The following is an 11,497-nucleotide window of genomic DNA, read 5'->3' on the forward strand; positions in this document are numbered from 1 at the left end:
ACCTAAGATCCCCTGGTCGGGCATGGTCCGGGACACGAGCCGCACGGAAGGTCCGCCTCGCCGATGTACGTCTGCATCTGCAACGCCGTCACGGAGGACGACGTCAACGGCTGTATGGCGAGCGGTTGCGCCACCGCCAAGGAGGTCAAGGCCGCCTGCGGCTTCAAGCCCGGATGCGGGTCCTGCACGAAGCGCCTGCACCGCATGGTCAGCGAGTACCGGACGGCGAGCGAGCTGGCCGACGCCCTCACCGGCGGGCCCGCGCAGCTCACCGCCGTCCCGGAGCCGGACCTGCCCGAGCCCGGGACCTCCGCCCCGCCCACCGCCGAGCCGTTGGTCTCCGAGGCCGCCGAAGGGGGAGCCGCGCCGCCGACCGCCGCCTGAGCCCCGGTCCCGCGGGCGCCCGCCACCAGGGCGGACACGCCTCCCGCGGGGGTTAGTGCTGTCCCGAACCCGCCCTCCGTGGAAGCATGGAGCCCATGGAAGGCGACAAGGACATCATCGCGCTGCTGAACGACCAGCTGACCGCGGAGCTCACGGCGATCAACCAGTACTTCCTGCACTCCAAGATGCAGGCGAACTGGGGCTACACGCGCCTCGCCGAGCACACCCGCGACGAGTCGTTCGACGAGATGAAGCACGCGGAGCGGCTCACCGACCGGATCCTCTTCCTGGAGGGCCTGCCGAACTACCAGAAGCTCGGCACCCTGCGGATCGGCCAGAACGTCGTCGAGCAGCTCGAAGCGGACCTCGCGGTCGAGATGGAGGCCGTCGCCCGGCTGCGCCCCGGGATCGAGCTGATGCGCTCGCGCGGCGACATCACGTCCGCGCGGATCTTCGAGGACATCCTCGCCGACGAGGAAGAGCACATCGACTACCTGGAGACCGAGCTGGGCCTCGTCCAGGCGCTCGGCATGCAGAACTACCTCCAGCGCCTCACCGACGCCCCCGGCGAGGACGGCGTCAAGCCGGTCTGACGGCCGGTCTCCGGCTAGGACGCCTCCGGCTCCGCCGGGGCGGGGGCCGCGGCGGTCGCGCCCGGGCGGCGGCGCAGCACGTACGGCTGGATGATGCCGAGGCCGCGGACCGGGCGCCGCACGATCCGCGTCACCTCGAACTCCGGGCTTTCCTCCAGCGCCCCGGCCAGCTCCCCGTCGATCACGACCGAGCCGGGCCTGGCCAGCGACGTCAGCCGGGCCGCGAGGTTCACCGTGGTCCCGAACAGGTCCCCCATCAGCGGCAGGACGGGCCCGTGCGCGACGCCGACCCGCACGTCCGGGACCTCCGTCTCGTCCTGGATGGCGGCCGCCACGGTGAGCGCGATCTCCGCGCCGATCTCCGGCGTCTCCGCGCTGAACAGGACCTCGTCGCCGAGCGTCTTCACGAGGCGGCCGCCGCAGGACGCGATGATGTCCGCGGCGGTCTCCTCGAACCACTCCACGATCCGGGCCAGCTCGATCTCCTCCAGCTCGCGGCTGACCTGGGTGAACGACACCATGTCCGCGAACCCGACGGTGGTGAGCTGGCGGCCCGCCGGGTCGCCGTTCTCGCGGGTCGCGGCGGCGGCGAGGGCGCGCGTCCCGGCGGCGGCGAGCTGGCGCCGCCAGGCGTGCACCACGAGCGGCTCGAACTCGCCGATGTGCTTCTCCGCGACGTCCACGATCGTCTGCACGGCCTCGGCGGAGGCGGCGTCGTGCGCGTCCTCGGCGAGCATGGCGCGCAGCAGGCTGACCTGCCATTCCGCGAGCCGGGTCATGGTCTGCCCGAACGCCCTGACCAGCCGGATCACGCCGTCCTCGTCGAGGACGCCGTCGTCGACGAGGCGGCGCATGCGGTCCAGCGCGGCGACGTCGCCCTCGGTGTAGGCGACCGCGTCGTCCGGCATGGAGGGGTAGCCGAACGCGCGCCACACCCGGCCGGAGAACTCGCGGGAGACGCCGGCGAGCCGCACGGCGTCGACGCGGTTGTACCGCAGCTCGCCGCCGAGCAGCAGCTCTTCGATCTCCTTCGGGTCCGGCATGCCGGCCGTCATCCTCCGCCCCTCAGCCCGCCGCCCACGGCCGTGGCGGCGGCGTCCCAACTCGGTACCGGGACATATCGTTGCAGATCAACCGCGCTTTCATCGTCGGGACCCGGACCGGACGCCATCCGTTCATCGGCCGTGCACCCCCTCACCTGACATGGACCCTCACCTGACGTGGACGACGTCGCCCGCGCTGATCGTCCGCTCGCCGCCCGGACCGGCGACGACGAGGCGCCCGGCCTCGTCCACGTCCGTCGCCGTCCCGGGCAGGAACTCCCCGCCCGGCAGCTCCACCCGCACCTCGCGTCCCAGCGTCACGCACAGCTCCTTGTACGCGGTACGCAGCCCGCTGGTCTCAGGGTCACCGTCGAGGGCCGTCCACTCCCGGTACCAGGTGGCGAACTCGCGGAGGATCGCGCGGAGCAGCGGCGCCCGGTCGCTCAGCGGCGCACCCTCGATGGCGAGGGACGTCGCGGTCGGGACGGGCAGCTCGGCCTCCCGCAGGCCGACGTTCAGGCCGACGCCGACGACGATCCCGTCGTCGATCTTCTCGACGAGGATCCCGGCGAGCTTGCGGTCGCCGACCAGCAGGTCGTTCGGCCACTTGAGGCGGGCGTCCACGGCCGCGTCGCCCGCCGGGCCCGCGTCCGCGCCGAGGAACCGCTCCCCGGCCTGCGACCACGCCGTCATCCGCCGGACGGCCATGGCCACCGCGACGCCGGTCAGCAGCGACGCCCAGCCGAGCGCCCGCACCGGGACCGGCGGGCGCAGCAGCATCGAGAACGTGAGGCCCGACCGCGCGGGGGCCGTCCACGCCCTCCCGAGCCGCCCGCGCCCGGCCGTCTGGACCTCGGTGACCAGCACGGTGCCCTCCGGCGCGCCGTCCCGCGCCCGCGCGGCGAGGTCGGCGTTGGTCGACCCGGTCTCGGGGACGACCCGCACCTCGCGCCAGAGCCCGCCGTCCCGGACGAGCGCGCGGTGCAGCGCCGCCTCGTGCAGCGGCGGCCGGTCGAGGTCTCCGTACGGTGAGTCGCTCACGCGTCCATCCAACCTCACGCGCGTCCCGATCATGAGGGCAGGCGTCGGGTGTCCCGGACCCCCGTGGTTAGGGTGCCTCCCATGGATGGTGTGACGCTGCGGCGCGACGGACACGTCGCCGAGATCGTGCTGGACCGGCCCGAGGCCCTGAACGCCCTGTCGACGGCGATGGCGCGGCGGCTCGCCGCGGTGTGCGCCGAGGTGGCCGCGGACGCGTCCGCCCGCGCCGTGGTGCTGAGCGCGGCCGGGGAGAAGGCGTTCTGCGTGGGCGCCGACCTCAAGGAGCGCAACGCGATGACGGACGCGGAGATCCTCGCGCAGCGGCCGGTCTTCCGGGCGGCGTTCGGCGGGGTGCTGAACCTGCCGCAGCCCGTGGTCGCGGCCGTGCACGGCTACGCGCTCGGCGGCGGCTGCGAGTTCGCCCTGTCCACCGACATGATCGTCGCGGACGAGACCGCCGTGTTCGGGCTGCCCGAGGTGACGGTCGGGCTCGTCCCGGGCGGCGGCGGGACGCAGCTCGCGCTGCACCGGCTCGGCCCCGGCCGGGCCGCCGAACTCGTCCTCACCGGCCGCCGCCTGCGCGCCGACGAGGCCGTCGCCTACGGCCTCGCCGACCGGAAGGTCGCGGCGGGCGCGGCCCGCGAGGAGGCCCTGTCCATCGCCCGCGTGATCGCGGGCAACTCGCCGGTCGCCGTCCGCGCCGCGAAGCGCGCCCTCCGCCTCGGCATCGGCTCGGCCCTGGAGGCGGGCCTCGACCTTGAGGACAACGCCTGGCGCACGGCCGCCTTCTCCCCCGACCGCCGCGAGGGCATAGCCGCCTTCAACGAGAAACGCACCCCCGCCTGGCCGTCCTAGCCGACGGGCTTGGACATGTGGACGACGTACCGGCCGCCTATGTCCTGGCGGCCGGTCTCGCGGTAGCCGAGGCGTTCGTAGCGGGCGATGTTGGACGTCATCAGCTCGTTCGTGTAGAGGCGGAGGCGCGGTAGGCCCAGGGCGCGGGCGTGGTCTTCGGCGAAGGCGAGGAGGGCGCCGCCGAGGCCCCGGCCGTGGCGGTCGGGGACGACGGCGACGTTCTCCACCAGGAGGGCGCCGTCCTCGGGGATGAGGACGATCACGCCGTGCGGGCCGTCGTCGTCCGTCACGAACACCTGCCCCGCGCCGATCAGGGCCGCGTAGTCGGCGTCCATGGGGAGGGGGCGGACGCCGATGAGCTCGGCCCAGGGCGTGTAGGCGGCCTCGACGATCTCCTCGATCCGGGCGCGGTCGTCCCGGGTCGCAGTTCTGATCATGGTCATCCGGTGTTCTGGAGGCCCGCGGCGACGCCGTTGACCGAGAGCAGGAGCAGGTTCTCCAGGTGGGCGCGCTCGTCGTCGTCGGCCACGCCCGCGCGGAGGGCCTGGAGGGCGCGGAGCTGGAGGTGGGAGAGGGCGTCCACGTACGGGTTGCGCAGCTCCACGGCGCGGGACAGGACGCGCCGGTTCTCCAGCAGCCGCTCGTGGCCCGTCACCGCGAGGACGAGGCGGCGGGTGCGGTCGTACTCGGCGAGGACGGTCTCGGTCAGCTCCGGCCGCTCGCCGAGGGCGAGGTAGCGCTCGGCGATCGCGCGGTCGGACTTGGCGAGGCTCATCTCGGCGTTGTCGAGCAGGGTGTTGAACAGCGGCCACGTCTCGTAGGCGTCGCGGAGCCCGGCGAGGTCGGCGCCGTCGCCGGAGACGGCGGCGAGGCCGCTGCCGAGCCCGTACCAGCCGGGCAGGTTGACGCGGGTCTGCGTCCAGGCGAACACCCACGGGATGGCGCGCAGGTCCTCCAGGCCGCGGGCCGCCTTGCGGCGCGCCGGACGCGACCCGATCCGCAGCTCGGCGATCTCCTCCAGCGGGCTGACGCGGGCGAACCAGGCGGCGAACCCGTCGGTCTCGATCAGCGCCCGGAACGCGGCCCGGGCCGCCTCGCCGAGCCGGTCCGCGAGCGGGCGGAAGCGGTCGGCGGCCGCGCGGGCGCGGTCCTGCACGGCGTCCGTCGAGGCCAGCAGGACGGCGCTCGTCACCTGCTCGACATGGCGCTTGGCGATCTCGCCGTGCCCGTACCGCGCGAAGATCACCTCGCCCTGCTCGGTGACCTTGAACCGGCCCGCGACCGAGCCGGGCGCCTGCGCGAGGATCGCCCGGTTCGCGGGGCCGCCGCCGCGGCCGAGCGAGCCGCCCCGGCCGTGGAACAGCGTGAGCGTGACGCCGTTGCGCGCGGCCCACGCGGCGAGCGCCTCCTGCGTGTCGTAGAGCCGCAGGGTCGCGCTCGCCGGGCCGAGCTGCTTGGCCGAGTCGGAGTAGCCGAGCATGACCTCAAGGCGGCGGCCGGTGTCGTCCAGGCGGCGCCGGACGGCGGGGATCTCCAGCATCCCGTCCAGGACGGACGGGGCGCGCTCCAGGTCCTCGCCGGTCTCGAACAGCGGGATCACGTCCAGGACGGGCGCGCCGTCGCCGAGCGAGGCGGCCAGCTCGTGCACGCCCGCGATGTCGGCGGCCGAGCGCGTGAACGACACGATGTACCGGTGGCAGGCGCGGACGCCGAACCGCCGCTGGATCCACGCGACGACGCGGAGCGTCTCCAGGATCTCCTCGGTCGTCTCCGACCGCTCGCCGCCCGCGCGGACCTCCGCCAGCGCCTTCTCGTGCAGCTCGGAGTGCTGCCGGATCTCCAGCTCGGCGAGGTGGAAGCCGAACGTCTCGACCTGCCAGATCAACTGCTGGACGCGCCCGTACGCCTGCCGGGGCGCGCCCGCCGCGGCCAGCGAGTCCTGGACGGTCCGCAGGTCGGCGAGCAGCTCGTCCGGGCCCGCGTAGGCGAGGTCGGCGTCCCGCTCGCGGGTCGCGGCGATCCGGGTGGCGGCGTGCAGCAGGAACTGGCGGTGCGGCTCGCCCGGCGACCGCTTGGCGATCTCGCGGACGCGCTCCGGATGCGCGGTGCGCGCGGCGGCGAGGGCGTTGCGCAGGTCCGGCGACGCGGGCGTGGTGGCCTCGTTGACGGTCAGCTCCCGCCCGATCCGCCCGCACGCCGCCTCCAGGGCGCGCAGGACGTGGTCGGCCTGGATCATGACCGCGTCCCGGGTGACCTGCGCGGTGACGTAGGGGTTGCCGTCCCGGTCGCCGCCGATCCAGCTCCCGAACCGCAGGTAGGGGCGGGCCTTCGGCGGGCGGGCGCCGGTGTCGCCGCCGTCGAGCGCGCGGTCGAGCGTCCGGTAGATGCGCGGCACCACGCGGAAGATCGTCTCGTCGAACGCGGCCATCGCGGTGCGGACCTCGTCGAGCGGGTCCATCTGCGCCTCGCGGCGCAGGGCCGTCCGCCAGAGGAGGTCGATCTCCTCGCGGAGGGCGCGCTCGATCTCCTCGCGCTCGGTCCAGCCGGGCCCGGCGTCGAGCCGCGTCATCAGGTCGCTGATCCGCTGGATGGCGGTGACGACGGCGCGGCGGCGCGCCTCGGTCGGGTGCGCGGTGAAGACCGGACGGAACTCAAGGCCCTCGACCAGCGCGTCGAGCCGGTCCTCGCCGGTCGCGCGGATCTCCTCCACGGCCGCCGCCACCGACCCGGGGACGGTGTCGCCGGTGTCACGTTCCCGCAGCGTCCGGATGCGGTGGTGCTCCTCCGCGAGGTTCGTCAGGTGGAAGTACACGGTGAACGCGCGGGCGACCTGCTCGGCGCGTTCCAGCGTCCACCCGGCGACGAGGGCGGCGGGCTCGTCCCCGGACGCCTCGCCCCGGCGGGCCGCGATCACCGCGCGCCGCAGCCGCTCGACGTCGTCCAGGAGGCCGGGGCCGCCGTACTCGACCAGGCCGTCGCCGAGCATCGCGCCGAGCAGGCGGACGTCGCGGCGGAGCGGCTCGGGCAGGTCCTGCCGGAAGGTGTCGCGCGTCTTCGTAGCCACCCGGCCAGCGTAACGAGCCGCGTCCCGGCGCGTTCGGCCCGGTCAGCGGTCGGCGGCCCCCGCGCGCCGGGGCCGGATCGGGGTCCGGTTACCCTGGCCCGCATGGCGATGGAAGCCCCTGAACCCCCCGCTGAGTACGACGTCCACACCACGGCGGGAAAGATCGCGGACCTGGCGCGCCGCCGGTACGAGGCGGTGCACGCCGGATCGGCCCGCGCCGTCGAGAAGCAGCACGCCAAGGGCAAGATGACGGCCCGCGAGCGGATCGACGCCCTGCTCGACCCGGGCTCGTTCGTCGAGTTCGACGAGCTGGCGCGGCACCGGTCCACGAACTTCGGGATGGAGAGGAACCGGCCGTACGGCGACGGCGTCGTCACCGGGCACGGCACCGTGGACGGACGTCCCGTCGCCGTGTTCAGCCAGGACTTCACCGTCTCCGGCGGCTCCCTCGGCGAGGTCTTCGGCGAGAAGATCTGCAAGGTCATGGACCACGCCGTCAAGACCGGCTGCCCGGTGATCGGGATCAACGACTCCGGCGGCGCGCGGATCCAGGAGGGCGTCGTCGCGCTCGGCCTGTACGCGGAGATCTTCAAGCGGAACGTGCACGCGTCCGGCGTCATCCCGCAGATCTCGCTGGTCATGGGGCCGTGCGCGGGCGGCGCCGTGTACTCGCCCGCGATCACCGACTTCATCGTCATGGTCGACCAGACGTCCCACATGTTCATCACCGGGCCGGACGTGATCAAGACCGTCACCGGCGAGGAGGTGACGATGGAGGAGCTGGGCGGCGCGCACTCGCACAACTCCAAGTCCGGCGTGGCGCACTACCAGGGGTCGGACGAGGACGACGCGATCGAGTACGTCAAGGCGCTGCTGTCCTACCTGCCGTCCAACAACCTGTCGGACGCGCCCGTCCTCCCGGCGGAGGTCGACCCCTCCGAGCTGGTCGAGGAGCTCGACACCCTCATCCCGGACTCGCCGAACCAGCCGTACGACATGCACGTCGCGATCGAGCACGTCGTGGACGACGGCGAGTTCCTTGAGGTCCAGGAGCTGTACGCGCCGAACATCATCACCGGCTTCGGGCGGGTGGAGGGCCACTCGGTCGGCATCGTCGCGAACCAGCCGATGCAGTTCGCCGGGACGCTCGACATCGACGCCTCGGAGAAGGCGGCGCGGTTCGTCCGGACCTGCGACGCGTTCAACGTCCCGGTGCTGACGTTCGTGGACGTCCCCGGCTTCCTCCCCGGCACCGACCAGGAGTGGAACGGGATCATCCGGCGCGGCGCGAAGCTGCTGTACGCGTACGCGGAGGCGACCGTCCCGCTCGTCACGATCATCACGCGGAAGGCGTACGGCGGCGCGTACGACGTCATGGGCTCCAAGCACCTCGGCGCCGACATCAACCTGGCGTGGCCGACCGCGCAGATCGCGGTGATGGGCGCGCAGGGCGCGGTGAACATCCTGTACCGGCGCGAGCTGGCCGCCGCCGACGACCCGGACGCCCGCCGCGCCGAGCTGATCACCGAATACGAGGACACGCTCGCCAACCCCTACATCGCCGCCGAACGCGGCTACGTCGACAACGTGATCAGGCCCGCCGAGACGCGCGGGCAGGTCGTGCGGGCGCTGCGGGCGCTGCGCGAGAAGCGCAAGACGCTGCCGCCGAAGAAGCACGGGAACATCCCGCTTTGACCTCCCGCCTTGACCTCCCGCTTTGACCCCGACACTCCCAGGAGGACCGGTGACCGACGCCGACAAGCCGTTCGTCCAGATCGTCCGGGGCGAGCCGGGGCCGGAGGAGATCGCCGCACTCGTCACCGTGCTGACCCGCCGCGCCCGGGACGCCGCCGCGGCCCGGGACGGCGGGGGCCCGGCCCGGCCGTCCCGGTGGGCGGACCGGACGCGGCTCGTCCGCGCGACGGCCGCCGGGGGCCTGCGCCCGCGCGGCCCCGGCGCGTGGCGCGCCAGCGCCCTCCCGCGCTGACCCGCCCCCGCCGAGGGGCCCCGCCGCCGGGCCCCCGCCGGGCCGCCACACTCGCGGTGCCCGGGGTGACGGACAACCCCGGTTCACGCCCAGTGGGGGCCGGGCACGAATAAGGTGGAAGGCCATGGCCACCTCGGAGTTCGTCCCACAGCCCGCGCGATACGCCATCTTCGTCGACGCGGGGTACCTCTACGCGGCCTCCGGTGCCCTGCTGCTGAGCTGCGGTTCCAGACGCGAGTACCGGGTCGCGGCCGAGAAGTTGATCAAGGCGCTGACCGATCACGCGGACGAGCAGCGCCGGGGCGAACTGCTCCGGGTGTACTGGTTCGACGCGGCGCCGAAGCGGCAGCCGACCGTCGACCAGCGGGTGATCGCCAACCTCCCGCTGGTGAAGCTGCGGCTCGGCAACCTGAACGCGCAGGGCCAGCAGAAGGGCGTGGACGCCCAGCTCCGCGCCGACCTCGAAGCCCTCGCCCGGCACCGCGCGATCACCGACGCCGTGCTGCTCGCGGGCGACGAGGACATGCTGCCCGCCGTCGAGGCGGCCCAGCGGTACGGCGTGCGCGTCCACCTGTGGGGCGTCGAGCCGACGCACGGCTCGAACCAGGCCGAGTGGCTCGTGTGGGAGTCCGACACGGTCGAGGTGCTGCCCGCCGACTTCCTGCGCCCGTACTTCACCAAGGCCAAGCTGCTGCCGCAGCCCGCGCCGGGCAGCCCGGCCGCCGCCCGCGACGCCGCGGCCGCCGCGCGGCGGACGAGCCCCGTCCCGTCGCCGTCGCAGGTGTTCGCGGGACGTCCCCCGGCGGTCAAGCCCGCGGCCGGGGTGGGCGCCCGCACCGCCGTGCAGGTGGCGGGCGGCGCGACGCCCGCGACCGTCGCCGCGTCGATGAACTCGGCCGCCGCCGCCGTGTCCGACGGCAAGCTCGGGCCCGACCGCGACCACATGCTGGAGATCGGCGAGCATGTCGCACAGAAGTGGATCTTCGAGCGGGGCCGGGACAACATCCGCGACCTGCTGCCGGGACCGATCCTGCCGCCCGTCATCGACAAGGAGCTGCTGATCGAGGCCGAGAAGGAGCTCGGCGGCTCGCTGCGCCCCTACCAGGAGGCCCGCACCTGGCTGCGGGACGGCTTCTGGGAGCGCGTCTACCGCGAGTTCGGCATCGGTATCGGCAAGTCCGACTGACCTTCCCCTCTTCGCGCCCCCCGCGAACGCGAACACGTTTTGCGATTAGCCGGGCACGCACCGTCGCCGCTCGGTAAGGTCCCCGCCGACGAGGAGGTGGCCGGGGATGGGACCGCGCGGACGACGATCGCGGCGCGCCGCGCTTCCGGTCGCGGCGGCGCTCGGGCTGGCGCTGACCGGCGGCGCGGCGGGCGGATGCTCCTCGCCCGTCCCGTTCTACCGGCCGGGCGAGGGGCCCCCGGACGAGCCGGTCGTCGGGCTCGGCGGCCCCGCCCCCTACCAGCCGCTCCGCGCGGACCGCGGGCGCCGGACGGCGCCCGACCCCGGGCGGCGCGGCGCCGCCCCGCCGGTCCCCGCCGCCGTCTACGCCGCCGCCGGGCCCGGCATGCTCGCACCGGCCGCGCGGGGGATCCCGCCGCGCCTGTACGTGGCGAACGGCCCGCGCGTCGACGTGCTCGACCCGGACGGCCCGCGCCTCGTCGCGCGGATCCCCACCGGGGCGGCGGCGGTCGTCCCGTCGTGGGACCTGCGGCGGCTGTGGGCGGCCGATCCGCCGCGCGGGGCCGTCGTCCCGCTCGGGCCGCGCGGCGCGGGCCGGGCGCTCGCCGTCCAGGTCGCGGGCCCGGCCGGGCTGTACTTCACCCCGGACGGGCGGGACGCGCTCGTCCTCGCCCGCCCCCCAGGCCGTTTCGGGGGGAGTGGGCGGGTGGACGTCCGCGACCCGCGCACGATGCTGCGGAAGGCGACGGTGCCGCTGCCGTGCGCCGCCGGGCACGCCGACTTCGCCGCGGACGGCTCCGCCCTCGTCGCGTCCTGCCCGGCGGCGGGCGGGCTCGCCCGCGTCGACCTCGCCGGGCGCCGCGTCTCCGGGGTGCTCCGGCTGCCGGACGGGGCGCGCCCCGGCGACCTGCGGCTCTCCCCCGACGGCGCCGCGTTCTACGTCGCCGACCCGGTCAAGGGCGGGTTGTGGCTGGTGGACGCGCGGCGGCTCGTCCTGCTCGGGTTCGTCCCGGCGGTGCCGGGCGCGCGCGGCCTCGCGGTCGGCCGGGACGCGCGCCGCCTGTTCGTCGTGGGCGACGGCGCCCTCGCGGCGGTCGACTTCACGGCCCGGCGGGTCGTGGCCCGGTGGCCGCTGCCCGGCGGCGGGTCCCCGGCGCCCGGCGGCGTGTCGTCGGACGGAACGGTCCTGTGGCTCGCGGACCCGGCCGGGCTCGTCTACGCGGTGTCCACCCGGACGGGACGCGTCGTCCGCCGCCTCTGGGTCGGCGGACGCCCGGCGGGCCTCCGCCTCCACCCCCAACCGGGCCGCCACTCCCTGGGCGGCACCGGCCTCTACCGCTGAGC

At 74.8% G+C, this 11,497-nt stretch carries 11 protein-coding genes; 7 read left to right on the forward strand and 4 right to left on the reverse strand.

The window, feature by feature from the left end:
- Nucleotides 1-63: 63 nt before the first annotated feature.
- Both ACH01S_RS10465 and bfr read left to right on the forward strand, forming a co-directional pair.
- A complete protein-coding gene (locus ACH01S_RS10465; RefSeq protein WP_067888603.1) occupies nt 64-384 on the forward strand; it encodes a (2Fe-2S)-binding protein in 321 nt (106 codons plus the stop codon).
- A gap of 95 nt (nt 385-479) precedes the next feature.
- On the forward strand, nt 480-977 hold the full coding sequence (gene bfr / locus ACH01S_RS10470) for a bacterioferritin (protein WP_067888606.1): 498 nt from the start codon (nt 480-482) through the stop codon (nt 975-977).
- Nucleotides 978-991: 14 nt separating this feature from the next.
- Here bfr and ACH01S_RS10475 read toward each other — a convergent pair whose 3' ends face one another.
- Both ACH01S_RS10475 and ACH01S_RS10480 read right to left on the reverse strand, forming a co-directional pair.
- The gene (locus ACH01S_RS10475) at nt 992-2,032 is read right to left on the reverse strand and encodes an adenylate/guanylate cyclase domain-containing protein (RefSeq protein ID WP_246236423.1); all 1,041 of its coding nucleotides are present in this window, start codon (nt 2,030-2,032) and stop codon (nt 992-994) included.
- A 156-nt stretch (nt 2,033-2,188) separates the two neighbouring features.
- The gene (locus tag ACH01S_RS10480) at nt 2,189-3,061 is read right to left on the reverse strand and encodes a biotin--[acetyl-CoA-carboxylase] ligase (protein WP_218010217.1); all 873 of its coding nucleotides are present in this window, start codon (nt 3,059-3,061) and stop codon (nt 2,189-2,191) included.
- A gap of 81 nt (nt 3,062-3,142) precedes the next feature.
- Here ACH01S_RS10480 and ACH01S_RS10485 point away from each other — a divergent pair, with 81 nt between their 5' ends.
- Nucleotides 3,143-3,916: an enoyl-CoA hydratase/isomerase family protein gene (locus ACH01S_RS10485; RefSeq protein WP_067888616.1), complete on the forward strand. Its 774-nt coding sequence runs from the start codon at nt 3,143-3,145 to the stop codon at nt 3,914-3,916.
- Here the strand turns inward: ACH01S_RS10485 and ACH01S_RS10490 are convergent.
- Complete coding sequence (locus ACH01S_RS10490; RefSeq protein ID WP_067888619.1) at nt 3,913-4,353, reverse strand: GNAT family N-acetyltransferase; 441 nt, start codon at nt 4,351-4,353, stop codon at nt 3,913-3,915. The genes ACH01S_RS10485 and ACH01S_RS10490 overlap by 4 nt on opposite strands.
- Nucleotides 4,354-4,355: 2 nt before the next feature.
- On the reverse strand, nt 4,356-6,980 hold the full coding sequence (locus tag ACH01S_RS10495; RefSeq protein WP_067888621.1) for a phosphoenolpyruvate carboxylase: 2,625 nt from the start codon (nt 6,978-6,980) through the stop codon (nt 4,356-4,358).
- A gap of 102 nt (nt 6,981-7,082) precedes the next feature.
- On the opposite strand from ACH01S_RS10495, the gene ACH01S_RS10500 reads away from it, so the two are divergent.
- The 4 genes from ACH01S_RS10500 (at nt 7,083) to ACH01S_RS10515 (ending at nt 11,495) form a co-directional block, all read left to right on the forward strand.
- Complete coding sequence (locus ACH01S_RS10500; RefSeq protein ID WP_218010218.1) at nt 7,083-8,675, forward strand: acyl-CoA carboxylase subunit beta; 1,593 nt, start codon at nt 7,083-7,085, stop codon at nt 8,673-8,675.
- Nucleotides 8,676-8,724: 49 nt separating this feature from the next.
- Entirely contained in the window at nt 8,725-8,967 is a 243-nt protein-coding gene (locus ACH01S_RS10505; RefSeq protein WP_067888624.1) for an acyl-CoA carboxylase subunit epsilon, read from the forward strand.
- 124 nt (nt 8,968-9,091) lie between these two features.
- Nucleotides 9,092-10,153, forward strand: a complete 1,062-nt coding sequence (locus ACH01S_RS10510; RefSeq protein WP_067888627.1) for an NYN domain-containing protein — start codon at nt 9,092-9,094, stop codon at nt 10,151-10,153.
- Between the two features lie 106 nt (nt 10,154-10,259).
- Nucleotides 10,260-11,495 carry a YncE family protein gene (locus tag ACH01S_RS10515; protein WP_148344082.1) on the forward strand — a complete coding sequence of 412 codons (1,236 nt, stop codon included), beginning with the start codon at nt 10,260-10,262 and terminating at the stop codon, nt 11,493-11,495.
- Nucleotides 11,496-11,497: the final 2 nt, after the last annotated feature.

Source organism: Actinomadura chibensis NBRC 106107, from assembly GCF_001552135.1.
Classification (GTDB): domain Bacteria; phylum Actinomycetota; class Actinomycetes; order Streptosporangiales; family Streptosporangiaceae; genus Spirillospora; species Spirillospora chibensis.